Raw genomic sequence first — 15616 nt, 5'->3', positions numbered from 1 at the left:
TGCATGCGGCCCGATCCCGACACGTCAGCCGGGAGCGGGCAAAATCGGCTGTTCGTCTATAACGGCGGCTTTCTGACCCAGAAACGTCTGAGACGAATACTGGCGCTTTCGGGTTACGACATTCGTCTGGGAATTCCGAAAGAAGGCGATTGCGTAGGCGTCTGGGGCAACAGCCCGACAGCACATCGCGGCCTTAAGATCGCCGAAAAACACGCTGCCCCGGTTCTGCGGGTCGAGGACGCCTTTCTCAGATCTCTGCACCCGGGCCGGAATGGCGAGCCCCCCTTGGGGCTGTTGCTGGATCGTTCCGGCCTGCATTTCGATGCCGCCACGCCGTCTGAACTTGAGACAGTGCTGACCACGCACCCTCTGGATGACACGGCCCTGCTGGACCGTGCCCGCGCCGCGATCACGCGGATCAGAGAGCTTAACCTCAGCAAATATTCCGCCTTCGATCTCGATCTTGATTCACCCGATCCGGGCTATGTTCTGGTGATCGATCAGACGGTCGGCGATGCTTCAGTAACTGCAAGCGGAGCGGACCGCGCCCGGTTTCTTGAAATGCTTGTCTTGGCGCAGGAGGAAAACCCCGGTGCGCGCATCCTGATCAAGACGCATCCTGAAACACTGGCGGGTCACCGTCAGGGGCATTTTACCGATCAGGACCTGTCAGACCGGATAACGCAGTTCAGCGACCCGATCAGCCCATGGCCGTTGCTTGAAGGGGCTGTTGCTGTCTACACCGTGTCCTCGCAACTGGGGTTTGAGGCAATTCTGGCGGGCCACAAACCGCGTGTGTTCGGCCAACCTTTCTATGCCGGATGGGGCCTGACGCAGGATGACAGACCCGTTCCGCGCCGCCAGCGCAGCCTGACACGGGCGCAATTGTTCGCGGCCGCCATGCTGCTGTACCCGACTTGGTATGACCCCTATCGCGATCAGCTGTGCGAACTGGAAACGGTACTGGACACGTTAGAGGCAAAGACCCGCGCCTGGCGACAGGACAAGAACGGCTGGACGGCATCCGGGATGCGCTTGTGGAAACGCAGGCATCTGCAACAGTTTTTCGGGCAACATGGAAAGCTGCGCTTTACGGCATCTCAACCCGGCACACCGGACCGCCCCCACATGGTATGGGCCAGCCAGGCAAGGAACACCGAAGGGGCGGTTCGGGTCGAAGACGGGTTCCTGCGTTCACGCGGGCTTGGGGCGGCACTGGTCCCGCCATTGTCGCTGGTGACAGACGAGATCGGTATCTACTACGACCCGACAAAACCCAGCCAGTTGGAAGAGCTGATCACTTTGCGTGAAACGTTGAGGCCGGATCAGGACCTGCGCGCGGAACGTCTTGTCGAAAACCTTTTGGCCGAAGGCCTGAGCAAATACAATACCGGCAATCCGACCAGCCCCCTGCCCGAAGGCCATCGTATTCTTGTGCCCGGACAGGTCGAGGACGACGCCTCGATCCTGTTGGGTACCAGCGCGGTCCGCAACAATCTGGACCTGCTGAAAACTGTGCGCGATGCCAATCCCGACGCGATCCTGATTTACAAACCCCACCCCGATGTCGAAGCGGGTCTGCGCGAAGGCAGGATCGATGCCGAGGCGATTGCAGACATTGTTTTAACCCAAACAGACCCCGCGTCATTGTTGCCGCACGTGCAGGAAGTATGGACCATGACATCGCTTCTGGGGTTCGAGGCTTTGCTGCGCGGCGTGAAGGTTACAACTCTGGGCGCGCCCTTTTATGCGGGTTGGGGGCTGACCACGGATCTGGGGGTTGTTCCCGCCCGGCGTGGCGCACGACCAACGTTGATGGGCCTCGTCCATGCCACCCTGATTGATTACCCTCGTTATTTCGACCCGGTCACGGGGCAACCCTGCCCGGTCGAGGTTGCAGTTGAACGTCTGGCGCAGGGCACTTGTGCTCCGACCGGTCCGTTCAATCGAGTTCTGTCAAAACTTCAGGGCGCGTTTGCGACACATGCGCACTTGTGGCGCTAAACCTAGTCCGACGCCCTGCGCCAACGGTGCAGGATATCCCCACCCACCACTTTCGCTTCAACCAGTTCGAACCGTGGCGCGGCGTCCAGTGTCGTTAAAGCCAATGTTCCCACGGCAGCCAGACCTTCGGCTCCGATGGTCAATCCAGCGGTAAATCCGACCAGTTCATCCACCAGATCCTCGGCCAGCAGCGACGCTGCCAGCGCCGCCCCACCTTCGCAGAAGACGCTGGTCAGACCGGCTTGCCCCAACTGTTGGAGCAGATCGACCGCGTCAACCTGATGATCTTTCAACGCACAGGGGATCAGCTTTGCGCCCAATCCTTCCCAGGCTTTCGCGCGCTCGGCATCCGGGTGATGCGCATGGCAGAGCCACACAGGTGTCTTTGATGCCGTGCGGGCCAAATGCCCCATCAGGGATATATCCATATGGCGCGAAACCACAACGCGCACGGGCTGATGATCAATGCCAAGATCCCGAACTGTCAGTGAGGGATCGTCAGCCCGCGCTGTACCCGCTCCGACCATCACCGCGTCGTGTCGCGCACGCATGGCATGGACAACGCGGCGCGCCTGTGGCCCGGTAATCCATTGGCTGTGCCCGGTCGAGGTTGCGATCCGCCCGTCAAAACTGCTGGCCAGCTTGAGGGTCACGAAAGGTCGGCCCTGTTCGGTCTTCAGAAAGAAGCCCGCCAGATCACGTTCCGCCTGCTCTGCGAGGACACCGGTTACGACCTTAATTCCGGCCTCGCGCAACTTGGCAAAGCCCTGCCCCGCGACACGCGGATCGCTGTCTTCCACGGCTGCCACGACACGGGCGACACCCGCAGCAATCAAAGCCTCGGCACAGGGGGGTGTTTTGCCGTGGTGGGCGCAGGGTTCCAAAGTCACATAGGCGGTCGCGCCATGTGCGGCCTGCCCGGCTTGCGCCAAAGCCTCGGTTTCGGCATGGGGGCGGCCGCCCGGCTGGGTCCAACCGCGCCCGACAATCCGGCCTTTGCGCACGATAACACACCCCACCGCAGGGTTTGGCCAGCACATCCCCTGACCGCGCCGCCCCAGTGACAGGGCCAGCGCCATGAAACGCTTATCTTTTTCGCTCACTCGTCCGTCGGTGGCTGCGGCGGGCGCAGTTCGTGGACAAACTCCTCAAAATCATCGGCCGCCTGGAAATTCTTGTACACACTCGCAAAGCGAACATACGCGACGGTATCGATCCGCGCCAGAGCTTCCATAACGATCTCACCGATCTTGTGGGACGGGATATCCGTGTCGCCCATGCTTTCCAGCCGACGCACGATACCCGAAATCATCTGATCGATCCGCTCGGGATCAACTGGCCGTTTCTGCATCGAGATGCGGATCGAACGTTCCAGTTTATCGCGGTCGAAATCCTCGCGCTTACCATTGGTCTTTATGACAACCAGATCACGCAGCTGCACACGCTCATAAGTCGTGAACCGCCCGCCACAGGCCGGGCAGAACCGGCGTCGGCGGATTGCCACGTGGTCCTCTGCCGGACGTGAATCTTTTACCTGAGTATCGATATTTCCGCAAAACGGGCAGCGCATCCGCCGTCTCCTCGTCCCTTGTTCCGCCTCTTTTTGTAAGCGCTGCGACTTACTTATCCACAACTATAGGGCAGCAACTAGAGTTTGGGTAGTCGGAAATTTCAACCGCTAGATAAAGGGTCAGACAAGGTGCGCTGCAATCCGTCTCTGGTGTGGTGCCGTGCGGTGTTCAAACAGATATATTCCCTGCCATGTTCCAAGGCATGGGCGACCCTGCACCACAGGTATCGACAAGGATACCGGCAACAGCGCAGCCTTTATATGCGCTGGCATGTCGTCGGGGCCTTCATAAGTATGCCGAAGATACGACATTGCCGGGTGATTGGACGGCGGCACCAGCCTTTCGAAAAACGCCCGAAGATCAGTTTGAACTTCGGGGTCTGCGTTTTCCTGAACAAGCAATGAACAGGAGGTGTGGCGAACAAAAAGCGTCAGTAAGCCATCCGTCGCCACCTGCCCCAGCCACTGCGTCACCTCGGACGTGAATTCGTAAAGACCTGATCCTTGGGTCCGGATTACAAATTCAGTCTGCATTCGCGGTGTCTCGCCGTTTTGTCAGTCGTTATAGAACGGTCGATAGTTACACCTGGCATTCGCGCCTTGTACAGACATGCTGGTGCCAGGTTGAAAACCGATTGTAACAAAGCTGCTTGGCTGTGCACCCACATTCTGGGGCGGCTTGGTCGAGAACTGAACCGCCGTTTTACGACCGGTGGTGACGCTTGGCCCATACCCGCGCAACACGTAGATCCGATCGCGCCAGCCCGCGCCCAATGTACGCCGTGCATAATCCGCTGCCGCGCACCAGTATCCTTCGGTACGCTGGTCGCCGCGCGGAATAACTTCGAAATCGGTGGCGTTTATCGGCTCGGTCCGGTACCCGTGCGGTGCCGCGTCAGCCGTCATTGGAATGCTGAACGCCAGGGCGGCAATCGCGGCAAATGTCCGTGTATGTTTCATTGTCATTTCTTCCCTGATTGTGTGTCTCAAAAAGGTTAGGCCATAAGCTTCGTCGGCACAGGGTCGCTCACGTTCTGTTTAATCCGTCTCATGCGTTGCGTGAACCGGCGTGAGCCATCCCTGGTACCTGATCAACAACCCCAGTCCCGGCGCGTCCGCAGACACATCAAACCGAAAGCGCCCCGCTTTGTCCTGCCATTCGTGCGTTCTTGAACGCGGCAAGGAAAAAGATGGCATCGGGATGCCAAACACGGTCAGGCGGAGAATTTTGATATGCATCCCGTTTTCCTGCCAAACGGGCTGTAACCAGATCGAGACCGCGCCGAAAGATTCCCGAACACACTCTCTTTTCGTATCATATTTCAGAGTTGATCGGGTTTTGTGGCCCGCGAAATTCCGGTCCCATGACCAGATTTCGCCATTTGCATCAATCTGCAGGGAAACGGGGACGTCTTTGCCGTTTTGCGGAAACCCGGCCAGACGTGTTACAAAGGCAACCCATATCCCTTTGCCGCGTTCGATGTCGCAGCGTCCTGCAAAGCAGCCCTCGCTCATGTGCAGATCTCGAACCGCCTTTGGCAACCTTTCGGTCGATCCTATCGCCTTAAGAAAGGGATCGTCCATCGCTAGTACCCGTTTTCGGCAAAACGAGCCCTGATATCGGGACCGGGAACCAGACATGTCTCGGAACGCCCAAAGAATGCATATCTGTTTCGTGCGATCAGGCGATAGGTTGGATCCTTGATAAGCCGAGGCAGAAACCGACACATTGATAATAGCGACCATGGGCCGCGCAACTGTCGCATCGCCGCTGCAAATGCATCCAGATGCTGAAAAACAGCGCCATTCACGACCACCAGATTTGTTTGAAAATCCTGTGTGGGAAGGTCGAGATCACGATATAGCTTTTGCCCAAGCGGGGACTGCGCCGTTGCAAATTGAAAAACATGGCGCTGGTCACGTTTCAGCATAAACTGGAAAAACCTCGAACACAGCACGCATTCGCTGTCGAACACAATTAGGTTTTGGTCATTAACCGCTGTATTCTCAAAAATATCCTGCAAGGTTTTACACCGGAACTATTGACTTAAAGCCAGCCTGACAAAACCACCTGAGCGAAGCAATGCGACATGTATGAAAGGTGTGGGGGCGTGCCGGGGAGCCTTAACCAGAGGCTGGTGATTTCCCCGAGGCTCTGACCTCATCCCCATAAAGGTCTGGACCCGGCAACACCACTGAATTGGTTCGTTGCACATGGCGATGCTTGTCCATACCGGTCAAAAAATTTCGAGAAACTGCCACCGACGGCTTGTTTCTGTGTGAAATCCACTTGTCAGCACCGTCGATCCTGAAAGACAATTCCGCAATAGTTTGTGTATGTAATTGAAAATTTGAGGTACTGTTTCGCGATGGATGTCGATATCGGCCGACTTCATCTGTTTGTTCAGGCGCTGGACCGCTATTCCGGAAATGGCGACATGTCCTGCGATGTCCTGAAAATGGCAGGGCTGCGCCCTCAGGATATCGCGCCGCCGGTGACCACCTACAGCGTACAAAGCGAGGCTTTGTTTATCCGTTATGCATGTGACGCCACCCATGACATAACGTTTGCGGCCCGCACAGGTCTTGAGGTTACATCAGCCTCGACCGTGACCGCCTATATCAGCAAGTATTCCCGCGACCTGAAACAGGTGATGGAGAACCTCTCGCGCTTTCACGGTATCATCGACCCTGCCATCGCGCTTAACCTGCGCGTCGCGGATAACTTTGCGACCTTGGAAGCCGAGTGGAAAGACCCCGGATTTGCGCGGTATCACAGACGCACCGAATTCCTGATATTTGCTGCCCTGGCCAGAATGCGGAACCTGACGCAAGTCGATCTTTATCCGATAGAAATTCGGTTTCAGCACAGGGTCGGTGACCACGCCCGAAGATTTGAAAAGCTTGCCGGTTTTCCCGTGACCTTTGGGGCTGAGAACCTCGAGATTATCCTGCCTCTTTCAGCGCTGGACCTGCCTGTACCGACTTATGACCCCCAACTCAGAGAGCACTTGCTGGAATATGCAGATCGCCTGCTTTCTGAGAGAGGCGCGCCCAAACATCTGACCCGTGCCAAGGTCGAAGGGCTGGTTACCCGATCCCTGCCCGGCGCAATCCCGCAGGCCGAAAGCCTCGCGGCTGATCTGGGGATGAGCCTTAGAACCTTCAGTCGGCGCCTCAGGGACGAAGGCACCAGCTATCGCGATGTTGTCGACGATCTGCGGTGCGACCTGGCGCAGACCTTTATCAAGAATGAAATGCCCTTGTCCGAAATCGCCTATTCGCTGGGCTATGCCGATCAGGCCGCATTTTCGACCGCTTTCAAACGTTGGACAGGCCAGCCGCCCAGCGCGTTCAAGACGCGAACAGAACACCCGATACGGACGTGAGACCGGGGGTCATCAGCTTGAAAAACCTCGCCCCGGCCCGTCCCATGAGTGGACAGAACGGATATAGAAGGACAGAAGGTCCAGCCCTTGTGCGTTCCCGCCAATGTGATGGGAGAACAGGCCATCGTGAAGAGTGTCCGGAATAAAAAAAGGCGCCTCGGGAGAGGCGCCTTGATACTTACTGATCCAGGAAGGACCGAAGTTTTCGGGATCGGCTGGGGTGCTTCAGCTTCCGCAGCGCCTTCGCTTCGATCTGGCGGATACGTTCGCGGGTCACGCTGAACTGCTGACCCACCTCTTCAAGCGTGTGGTCGGTGTTCATACCGATGCCGAAACGCATCCGCAGCACACGTTCTTCACGCGGGGTGAGTGAGGCCAGGACCCGTGTCGTGGTTTCCTTGAGGTTCTCCTGAATGGCGCTGTCCAGCGGCAGCACAGCATTCTTGTCCTCAATGAAATCACCCAGCTGGCTGTCTTCTTCGTCACCAATCGGAGTTTCCAGTGAAATCGGCTCTTTGGCGATCTTCATCACCTTGCGAACCTTCTCAAGCGGCATTTGCAGCTTTTCGGCCAGTTCTTCTGGCGTCGGTTCGCGGCCGATCTCGTGCAACATCTGGCGACCGGTCCGGACCAGCTTGTTGATCGTTTCGATCATATGAACCGGAATACGGATTGTGCGCGCCTGATCCGCGATTGAACGCGTGATAGCCTGACGAATCCACCACGTTGCATAGGTCGAGAATTTATAGCCGCGGCGGTATTCGAACTTGTCTACCGCCTTCATTAGGCCGATGTTACCTTCCTGAATAAGATCAAGGAATTGCAGGCCGCGGTTCGTGTATTTCTTGGCGATCGAGATCACCAGACGCAGGTTGGCTTCGACCATTTCCTTCTTGGCCTGACGCGCCTCTTTTTCGCCCTTCTGGACCTGCTGAACGATGCGGCGGAATTCGCTGATGTCCAGACCCACATATTGGCCGACCTGAGCCATGTCGTTGCGCAGCTCTTCGACCTTCGCGGTCGAGCGTTCGATGAACATCTGCCAGCCCCGGCCCGGCTTTTCCGCCATTTCGGCCAGCCAGTTGGGGTCCAGTTCACGGCCGCGGTATTCGTCGATGAACTCGCGACGGTTGATCCTTGCCTGATCGGCCAGCTTCACCATCGAACTGTCCAGCGACATGACGCGACGGTTGATACCGTAAAGTTGATCGATCAGCGCTTCGATCCGGTTGTTGTGCAGGTGAAGACCATTCACCAGCTGCACAATCTCGGCCCGCAACTTCTGATAAGTCTCTTCGTCTTTTTCGCTGAACGTGCCATCCTCGTTCAAGGTGGCCGAAATGCGGCTGTCCTGCATTTCGGACAGCATCGCGAAATCGGTTGAGATCCGCTCCAGCGTGGTCAGAACCTGATCCTTCAATGCCGCTTCCATCGCGGCCAGCGACATGTTGGCCTGATCGTCTTCGTCATCGTCGTCGTCGCTGGTGATCGGGTTGCCATCGGCATCCAGTTCCGGCCCGGCCTCTTTCGCGGGTTTCGCAGCCTGCACCGCCGACGCGTCTACAACTGGCGCGTCGCCGTCTTCGTCCAACTGGTTGCCGAACGTGGTTTCCAGATCGATGACATCCCTCAGCAGAATGTCCTCGGACAGCAATTCGTCGTGCCAGATGGTGATCGCCTGAAAGGTCAGCGGGCTTTCGCACAGACCAGCGATCATGGTGTTGCGCCCTGCTTCGATCCGCTTGGCGATGGCAATCTCGCCCTCACGGCTCAGCAGTTCAACCGAACCCATCTCGCGCAAATACATGCGAACGGGGTCGTCGGTGCGGTCCAGCTTTTCGGTGGCAGCCCCGGCCAACGCAACCTCGCGGTTGCTTTCGGTAGTCGTCAGTTCGGTCGAGCCCTTGTTCTCTTCTTCTTCAGCCTCTTCATCTTCGATGATGTTGATGCCCATCTCGGACAGCATAGACATAACGTCTTCGATCTGTTCCGAGCTGACCTGATCGGGCGGCAAAACCTGATTGAGCTGATCGTAGGTGATGTAACCTTTCTCGCGGGCCTCGGCGATCATCTTCTTGACGTTGGCCTGGCTCATGTCCAGCGAGATTTCCTGGTCCTGCTCGTCGGATTTGCGATCTTCGGTCGTGTCTTTGGCGGCCATTCAATGCTCCTGCAGGGATGGGTGATTCGTTTGATCCGAATCATTAGCGCGTAGAAGTGATTCGGCCACCCGTTTACCCGTTTTTCTTTTCCAGTGCCTTACGAAAACACCATTTTATCGGCGTTTCCGCTCGAATTTGATGCCGGACATGATTGCCTCGAACGCGTCTTTCTCGTCGCGGTTGATTCGCGCCCCGTTGTCGGCGATGTCGAATATGGCCCTGTCTTCATTCTGGCTTCGGTTTGTCCGGTTGCGTTCTTCTGCCGCTTGCGCCAGCCGATATGTCAGCGCCTCATCGGCCAGATCGGACAACTCCTCTGCGGCTTCGGCAATCTCAGCATCCAACCCCCGGAGCGCTTTGATTTTCGCGAGTTCTTCGGCCAGAGTCATCTCGGCCTTTTCAACGTCGCCCGGTTTGAACACACAGGGGATTACGGCGACATGGCGAAGGGCCAGCAGGTTTTCAAGGGCCTCAGGCCCTAAAGTTTCGGCAATGTGGTCCTTCAGATTGTCCGGGTCATCGATCGCGTGGCGCAGAATTGCAGTTCGCAATGCGGCGTGATCAACATCGCGGCATTCCATCTCTTCCAGTTGGTGTTCGAACTGCACGACGACTTGGGGGTTAAGCGCGGCAATAGCCAGAATGGCCGCTTCGCGCAGTTGAATCTCGGCATTCTCGGACGAGGCCAGAAACGAGGACCGCGCGCCGGGCGTGGCGGGTTGTTTTGGCGGCACCCATTTGCCGCGCGGTTGCCATTGCCGGGATTGCGGCTGCCGTTGCGGACGGAACAACTGCCAGCGCAGGTCCTTGATTTCTTGCCCATAATGCGCCCGTATCGATGGGTCGCGGATCAGCTTGATTTTCTCGCGCAGGGACTTGTCCAAAGCCGCCTTGCGTTCAGGACTGTCGAACACCTTGCCGTCGGTCTCGCGCTGCCACAGCAGCTTGACCATCGGAATGGCACCATCCAGCACGGCCTTCACAGCGCCTGCCCCTTCGGCGCGCAGCAGGTCGTCGGGGTCTTTGCCCTCGGGCATCAGGGCAAACCGCAGCGACTTTCCAGCTTCGAGCATCGGCAAAGCCAGATCAACCACCCGCATCGCAGCGCGCAGACCTGCTGTGTCGCCGTCCAGCGCAATGATCGGCTCGTCCGATATCCGCCAGAGCAGTTGCAGCTGATGTTCGGTTATGGCGGTACCCAATGGGGCAACCGACGCGCCAAAGCCTGCTTCGGCCAGCGCGATCACATCCATATAACCTTCGGCCACGATCAGCGGCTGCCCCTTACCTGCCGCCTGTCGAGCCGGGCCTTGATTGTAAAGACTGCGCCCTTTGTCGAACAGCTCGGTCTCGGGCGAGTTCAGGTATTTCGCGTTGTCATTGGGGTCCATCGCCCGCCCGCCAAACGCGATGCAACGTCCGCGCGGGTCGCGGATCGGGTACATGATGCGGTTGCGGAAGGTGTCATAAGGCTTTTTGCCCTTGTTTGACGGCTTGGCCAGCCCGGCCCCAAGGATCAGGTCCTCGGCCACGTTCTTGCCGCGCAGATGGTCCCACAGCGCCTGCCAATCGTCCGGGGCAAATCCAATCTCCCACCGGTCCAGCGCTTGCGCGTTCAACCCGCGGCGCGTGAGGTAGTCTCGTGCGGCGGCTCCTGCCCCGGTCTTGAGCTGCAGGCGGAAGAACTGCGCTGCCTGCTCCATCACTTCAGCCAGCTGTGTGCGGTGGTCCTGTTTTTCCTGCGCCTTCGGATCGCGCGCAGGCATCGGCATCCCGGCTTCGCGGGCCAGAATCTCGACTGCTTCGATGAACGAGACATTCTCGGTCTCTTTCACAAAACTGATCGCGTCGCCTTTGGCGTGACAGCCAAAGCAGTAATAAAACCCCTTCTGATCATCCACGTGGAACGAGGCCGTCTTTTCATGATGGAACGGGCAAGGCGCCCACATGTCCCCTTTGCCCTGATTGGACTTGCGCTGGTCCCACATGACTTTGCGCCCGACAACCTGAGACAGGCTGAGCCGCGTGCGCAATTCGTCCAGAAATCCGGGGGGCAATGACATCTGCTAAACCTGCCAGAAATGAAAACGCGCGCCAAGAGGAAGGCGCGCGGTTGTCCACAAGGAAATGTCCGAGTTGTGGATTATTGTTGCAGGCACAGTTCAAGCCACGCCGCGCCCAGGTCTTTCTTGCGCACGTCCCGCATCTTTTGCTCATAAACCCAAGGTGTGATCAGCGGGATTGCAGCATTGTAGTTTTCGGGCCATGTCGGGCCGCTATCCGCCACCGCTTGTACAACGTCACGTTCTTTTACACGGTCCAGTCGCGCCTTTTGAACCGCAGCCACCACATCAGCTTGGTACTTGCAGCTTTGTTCCTTGGTTTCCTGAGCGGCCAAAGGGGTGGCCAACAGAGCCGCGACAAAAGCGATACGCAACATGGAATTCTCCGGAGATTCGTTTCTTTGAAGTAGATTGCCCGTCAACCTAACGGGCTGTCAGGGACATTCAAGCCGCAGCACATGCTGGCGGGGCGAATTGATCACCCCGCCTGTCCGTTTCAGAGACCTTTGGCGCGGTAGCTTTTCGCAACGCGGTCAATCGCCACGATATAAGCCGCCGTACGCAGGTCCTCGACATCATCACGACTGTGCCAAACCTCACGCATCGACTGATAAGCAATACGCATTGTGTCATCGAGACCCGAGCGCACCAACTCAAGCTCATCCGCGCCTTTGAGGTATTTGGCCTTGAAGTCCGGCGACATCGACCACGCATCCCCCAGGTACCGGTCCAGCCGTTCCAGCTCGCTGACGATCAGTTCGTGACGCGACTCTTCCTGACGACGCTGCATCCGGCCAAAGCGGATATGGCTAAGGTTCTTGACCCATTCGAAATAGGATACTGTCACACCGCCTGCGTTGGCATACATGTCGGGGATGATCACTGTGCCCTTCTTACGCAGGACTTCATCCGCGCCAGCGGTTACCGGACCATTGGCAGCTTCGATAATCAGCGGTGCCTTGATCCGATCGGCGTTCGACAGGTTGATGACACCTTCCAAAGCCGCCGGGATCAGAATGTCGCATTCAGCCTCCAGCACTGCCGCGCCTTCAGCGGAATGGGTCGCGTCGGGATAGTCTTTTACGCCGCCATGTTTGACAATCCACTGACGCACGGCTTCGACGTCAATCCCGTCGGGATTAAATAGCGCACCATCCCATTCGATGATTCCGGTGATGCGCGCGCCATCTTCCTCGCTGAGGAACTTTGCAGCGTGATAACCTACATTACCAAGCCCCTGCACGATAATGCGCTTACCATCCAGTTTACCTGACAAGCCTGCTTTCTGGATGTCTTCAGGGTGGCGGAAAAACTCGCGCAACGCGTATTGAACACCGCGCCCAGTCGCTTCGACCCGCCCCGCGATACCACCGGCATTCAGCGGCTTTCCTGTCACACAGGCGCGCGCATTGATGTCCGTTGTGTTCATCCGCGCGTATTGGTCAGCCATCCAAGCCATTTCACGCTCCCCAGTGCCCATATCGGGCGCAGGCACGTTTTGCGATGGGTTTATCAGGTCTCGCTTTGCAAGCTCATACGCAAAGCGCCGCGTGATCTGTTCCAGCTCATGCTCTTCATATTCTCGTGGATCAATGCAAAGCCCACCCTTGGAGCCACCAAACGGTGTTTCGACAAGTGCGCACTTATACGTCATCAGCGCAGCCAGAGCTTCGACTTCGTCCTGGTTAACCGCAGTGGCATATCGAATACCGCCCTTGACCGGTTCCATATGCTCCGAGTGGACAGACCTGTAACCAGTGAAGGTATGGATTTCACCACGCAGCCGCACGCCAAATCGAACTGTGTAGGTTGCGTTGCAGACACGGATCTTTTGCTCCAACCCCGGCGGCAGCTCCATAAGGGCGGCTGCCCTGTTGAACATCAGGTCAACACTTTCACGAAAGCTGGGTTCTTTGATGCCGGTCATAAAATCCTCCGTAGCGGTACATGACGATGCGTCACGACGTTTTGTCGCACCACTGGCGGCCTGCTGCAATCAAACAATGCACTTTTTTTAATCATTTTATGAACGCACGCTTAGTTGCCCTAGGGTGAGTCGCTCAGATCGGCCAACTCCTTAACGAATTGTTTTCATTTCATCGACAGATCACCTGAAACGGTCCAAATTATACCCCTTCGGCACGTAAAAAGGCCAAAACCAAGCCTTTTTCGCCCAATTCACGCCACGTTTGAAAATTAACTTTGTCCCAAATCTCTTTTTCTTTGACGCACGAATTCGACGTGTGAGGCGGAGTAACCAGAATGCTAAATTCCTTGCTTTGTAACGACGGCTCGAAACCGAAGCGCAAAACGTTCAAGTTAGAGCAGTTCGCTCGGAACGAAGATGGCGTCTTCACTATCTTCGTATTGTTCATGGTGGTCCTGATGCTGGCAATTACCGGCATGGCCATGGATGTCATGAAGTATGAGCGTGACCGCGCCAGCCTGCAATCCACCCTGGACCGCGCTGTGCTTGCTGCCGCTGACCTTGACCAGGATCTTCCTGCCAAGGCGGTTGTCGATTCTTACATGGACAAGGCCGGGCTGGGCAATCTGAACGCCATTACGACGGTTGTTGAAGGGTTCGGCTCTAAAAAAGTAAGTGCTACAGCCGAAGCGGTTGTTCCGACCCGCTATCTGAGGTTCGGCAAAGTCACTGAACTGGGCCTTGTTGCCAGCAGTGCGGCTGAAGAATCCATTGGCGCTGTAGAAATCTCGTTGGTTCTCGACATTTCCGGCTCTATGTCGCGCTCGTCTGCCACACCATCGAAAACAAAAATCGCAGTGTTGAGAGAAGCTGCGTCGGAATTTGTAAGGCTCATGCTGGACAAACCTGACGAAACACAGATTTCAATCTCGATTGTTCCTTATGCAACGCAGGTCAACGCGGGTGCGCCAATCCTGGACAAGTTCACAAATGTCACGCAGGAGCACAGCTATTCGCACTGCGTAAACTTCATTCCGGAACAGTACAGCGATTCTGATCTGGAACGCGATGACACGTTGGAGCGCACCGCCCATTTCGATCCTTTCACCTATTCTGAAGGGTCAATCGACCTGCCCGTTTGTCCGGTCCGCGCAGGAAGTGCAATCACCCCTGTCACCGACAATATGAACAAACTGCTTGCTCAGATTGCGTCCCTCACCCCCGGTGGGAACACGTCGATCGATATTGGGATGAAGTGGGGAACTGCCCTGCTGGACCCGAGCATGCGCGGAATTGTTCGCGACCTGTCGCTGGAACAGGATCCATCCTATGCAGGTACAACAATTGTGCCATCAAAATTCTCGGTCCGTCCCTCGGACTATGGCACCGACGTTCTGAAGATCGCCATTGTTATGACCGATGGTCAGAACACCGATCAATACATGCTTAACCCATCGCTGCGCGAAGGTATGTCAGACGTTTGGTACAACCCGGAAGCTGATGAATACACCGTGTACCATTCTCAGGGTCGTCCGAATTTTTTCTGGCCTCAGCAAGACGTTTGGGCGGATCATCCCTACGGAAACCCGGAACCTGAGACGCAGCTGAACGAAGAACCTGGAACAGCCGTTCGGTTGTCATATCCTGAACTGTTTAACCGAGTATCATTGGCATGGAACGCACGGTACAACTATTACTGGCAGTCCAGCGGTTGGGCGGAATGGTATTCAAAGGCCTACGCGAAAGTTGAAACGTCGGCCAAGAACCAGCGCACCAAGCACATTTGTGATGCGGCCAAGGATCAGGGCATCATCGTTTACGGTATCGCGTTCGAGGCGCCCAGAAGCGGGTACAGGACCCTCAAAGACTGTGCCAGCTCTGACAGCCACGTCTATGACGTAAGTGGCCTGAACCTTGAGAAAGCCTTTGAATCCATCGCATCGTCGATCCGCAAGCTGAGGCTAACCCAATGATCAGCAGAAAGCTGTCGATGCTCCGCCTATTTCGACAATCCGAGGCAGGCAATGCGACAATCGAGTTCATCATGCTCGTACCCTTCTTCCTGGCGCTTCTCGTGGCAGGAGCCGAACTGTCCATCATCACGATGCGGCATGCTGCTTTGGAGCGTGGGGTGGACCTGATCGTAAGGGATATTCGGCTGGGCACCGGTACGAACTGGGATCACGACGTAATCAGAAATCGGATTTGCGAAGTGTCCGGAATCAAGGATTGTACAGGGAATTTGCGACTGCAAATGGTCAAGCAGGACGCGTTCGCTGGTATCGTGCTTTCAGACAGCATCCCCTGCACGGACAGTTCCGAAGATCCCAAACCGGTTCTGGATTTCAAAAGCGGGCAATCCAACGAGTTGATGATCTTGCGGGCCTGTTTGCGCATAGATCCGGTTCTTGAGACCTCAGCCATTGCCAAGCTTGTCCCGGACGCTACCGGTCACTACGCGGTGACCGCAACAACAGCATTCGTACAGGAGCCACTGTAAG

Annotated in this window: 14 protein-coding genes; 4 read left to right on the top strand and 10 right to left on the bottom strand. The window is 56.7% G+C overall.

From position 1 onward, the window contains the following. Nucleotides 1-3: 3 nt before the first annotated feature. Nucleotides 4-2004: a capsular polysaccharide biosynthesis protein gene (locus ACR0AD_RS01975; protein WP_480486067.1), complete on the top strand. Its 2001-nt coding sequence runs from the start codon at nucleotides 4-6 to the stop codon at nucleotides 2002-2004. A 2-nt stretch (nucleotides 2005-2006) separates the two neighbouring features. Here ACR0AD_RS01975 and ribD read toward each other — a convergent pair whose 3' ends face one another. The 6 genes from ribD to ACR0AD_RS01945 form a co-directional block, all read right to left on the bottom strand. Beyond that, entirely contained in the window at nucleotides 2007-3107 is a 1101-nt protein-coding gene (gene ribD / locus ACR0AD_RS01970; protein WP_480486068.1) for a bifunctional diaminohydroxyphosphoribosylaminopyrimidine deaminase/5-amino-6-(5-phosphoribosylamino)uracil reductase RibD, read from the bottom strand. Further along, the gene (gene nrdR, locus ACR0AD_RS01965) at nucleotides 3104-3574 is read right to left on the bottom strand and encodes a transcriptional regulator NrdR (RefSeq protein WP_267367325.1); all 471 of its coding nucleotides are present in this window, start codon (nucleotides 3572-3574) and stop codon (nucleotides 3104-3106) included. The genes ribD and nrdR overlap by 4 nt, the downstream gene beginning before the upstream one ends. A gap of 120 nt (nucleotides 3575-3694) precedes the next feature. Then, nucleotides 3695-4108: a secondary thiamine-phosphate synthase enzyme YjbQ gene (locus ACR0AD_RS01960; protein WP_480486070.1), complete on the bottom strand. Its 414-nt coding sequence runs from the start codon at nucleotides 4106-4108 to the stop codon at nucleotides 3695-3697. Nucleotides 4109-4129: 21 nt separating this feature from the next. Then, complete coding sequence (locus tag ACR0AD_RS01955; RefSeq protein ID WP_480486072.1) at nucleotides 4130-4534, bottom strand: hypothetical protein; 405 nt, start codon at nucleotides 4532-4534, stop codon at nucleotides 4130-4132. Nucleotides 4535-4612: 78 nt separating this feature from the next. Beyond that, nucleotides 4613-5158 carry a DUF4166 domain-containing protein gene (locus ACR0AD_RS01950; RefSeq protein WP_480486073.1) on the bottom strand — a complete coding sequence of 182 codons (546 nt, stop codon included), beginning with the start codon at nucleotides 5156-5158 and terminating at the stop codon, nucleotides 4613-4615. 2 nt (nucleotides 5159-5160) lie between these two features. Continuing rightward, nucleotides 5161-5505 carry a thiol-disulfide oxidoreductase DCC family protein gene (locus ACR0AD_RS01945; RefSeq protein ID WP_480486075.1) on the bottom strand — a complete coding sequence of 115 codons (345 nt, stop codon included), beginning with the start codon at nucleotides 5503-5505 and terminating at the stop codon, nucleotides 5161-5163. A 438-nt stretch (nucleotides 5506-5943) separates the two neighbouring features. Between ACR0AD_RS01945 and ACR0AD_RS01940 the strand changes: the two genes are divergently transcribed. Beyond that, the gene (locus tag ACR0AD_RS01940; protein WP_480486077.1) at nucleotides 5944-6963 is read left to right on the top strand and encodes a helix-turn-helix domain-containing protein; all 1020 of its coding nucleotides are present in this window, start codon (nucleotides 5944-5946) and stop codon (nucleotides 6961-6963) included. A gap of 178 nt (nucleotides 6964-7141) precedes the next feature. On the opposite strand, the gene rpoD is transcribed toward ACR0AD_RS01940, so the two are convergent. The 4 genes from rpoD to ACR0AD_RS01920 all read right to left on the bottom strand — a co-directional run bounded on the left by rpoD (nucleotide 7142) and on the right by ACR0AD_RS01920 (nucleotide 13115). After that, nucleotides 7142-9124: an RNA polymerase sigma factor RpoD gene (gene rpoD / locus ACR0AD_RS01935; protein WP_209504318.1), complete on the bottom strand. Its 1983-nt coding sequence runs from the start codon at nucleotides 9122-9124 to the stop codon at nucleotides 7142-7144. 114 nt (nucleotides 9125-9238) lie between these two features. Further along, on the bottom strand, nucleotides 9239-11188 hold the full coding sequence (dnaG, locus tag ACR0AD_RS01930) for a DNA primase (protein ID WP_480481583.1): 1950 nt from the start codon (nucleotides 11186-11188) through the stop codon (nucleotides 9239-9241). 80 nt (nucleotides 11189-11268) lie between these two features. Continuing rightward, complete coding sequence (locus ACR0AD_RS01925) at nucleotides 11269-11565, bottom strand: hypothetical protein (protein WP_267366003.1); 297 nt, start codon at nucleotides 11563-11565, stop codon at nucleotides 11269-11271. Between the two features lie 119 nt (nucleotides 11566-11684). Next, complete coding sequence (locus ACR0AD_RS01920) at nucleotides 11685-13115, bottom strand: Glu/Leu/Phe/Val family dehydrogenase (protein WP_480481585.1); 1431 nt, start codon at nucleotides 13113-13115, stop codon at nucleotides 11685-11687. Between the two features lie 335 nt (nucleotides 13116-13450). On the opposite strand from ACR0AD_RS01920, the gene ACR0AD_RS01915 reads away from it, so the two are divergent. Further along, nucleotides 13451-15088 (top strand): pilus assembly protein TadG-related protein, encoded by a 1638-nt coding sequence (locus ACR0AD_RS01915; RefSeq protein ID WP_480481587.1) that lies wholly within the window; start codon nucleotides 13451-13453, stop codon nucleotides 15086-15088. Next, nucleotides 15085-15615, top strand: a complete 531-nt coding sequence (locus ACR0AD_RS01910; RefSeq protein WP_480481589.1) for a TadE/TadG family type IV pilus assembly protein — start codon at nucleotides 15085-15087, stop codon at nucleotides 15613-15615. The genes ACR0AD_RS01915 and ACR0AD_RS01910 overlap by 4 nt, the downstream gene beginning before the upstream one ends. The last annotated feature ends 1 nt before the right edge of the window (nucleotide 15616 follow it).

Source organism: Ruegeria sp. BH8, assembly GCF_056538065.1.
The sequence above is the reverse complement of the archived record's forward strand: the minus strand, read 5'-3'. Positions and strand labels throughout refer to the sequence as shown.

Excerpts from the sequence above, each read along its gene's own strand:
- ACR0AD_RS01975 (WP_480486067.1), top strand. The coding sequence starts at position 4 with ATGCGGCCCGATCCCGACACGTCAGCCGGGAGCGGGCAAAATCGGCTG.
- nrdR (WP_267367325.1), bottom strand. The coding sequence starts at position 3,574 with ATGCGCTGCCCGTTTTGCGGAAATATCGATACTCAGGTAAAAGATTCA.
- ACR0AD_RS01960 (WP_480486070.1), bottom strand. The coding sequence starts at position 4,108 with ATGCAGACTGAATTTGTAATCCGGACCCAAGGATCAGGTCTTTACGAA.
- ACR0AD_RS01955 (WP_480486072.1), bottom strand. The coding sequence starts at position 4,534 with ATGAAACATACACGGACATTTGCCGCGATTGCCGCCCTGGCGTTCAGC.
- ACR0AD_RS01950 (WP_480486073.1), bottom strand. The coding sequence starts at position 5,158 with ATGGACGATCCCTTTCTTAAGGCGATAGGATCGACCGAAAGGTTGCCA.
- ACR0AD_RS01945 (WP_480486075.1), bottom strand. The coding sequence starts at position 5,505 with ATGCTGAAACGTGACCAGCGCCATGTTTTTCAATTTGCAACGGCGCAG.
- ACR0AD_RS01940 (WP_480486077.1), top strand. The coding sequence starts at position 5,944 with ATGGATGTCGATATCGGCCGACTTCATCTGTTTGTTCAGGCGCTGGAC.
- rpoD (WP_209504318.1), bottom strand. The coding sequence starts at position 9,124 with ATGGCCGCCAAAGACACGACCGAAGATCGCAAATCCGACGAGCAGGAC.
- dnaG (WP_480481583.1), bottom strand. The coding sequence starts at position 11,188 with ATGTCATTGCCCCCCGGATTTCTGGACGAATTGCGCACGCGGCTCAGC.
- ACR0AD_RS01925 (WP_267366003.1), bottom strand. The coding sequence starts at position 11,565 with ATGTTGCGTATCGCTTTTGTCGCGGCTCTGTTGGCCACCCCTTTGGCC.
- ACR0AD_RS01920 (WP_480481585.1), bottom strand. The coding sequence starts at position 13,115 with ATGACCGGCATCAAAGAACCCAGCTTTCGTGAAAGTGTTGACCTGATG.
- ACR0AD_RS01915 (WP_480481587.1), top strand. The coding sequence starts at position 13,451 with ATGCTAAATTCCTTGCTTTGTAACGACGGCTCGAAACCGAAGCGCAAA.
- ACR0AD_RS01910 (WP_480481589.1), top strand. The coding sequence starts at position 15,085 with ATGATCAGCAGAAAGCTGTCGATGCTCCGCCTATTTCGACAATCCGAG.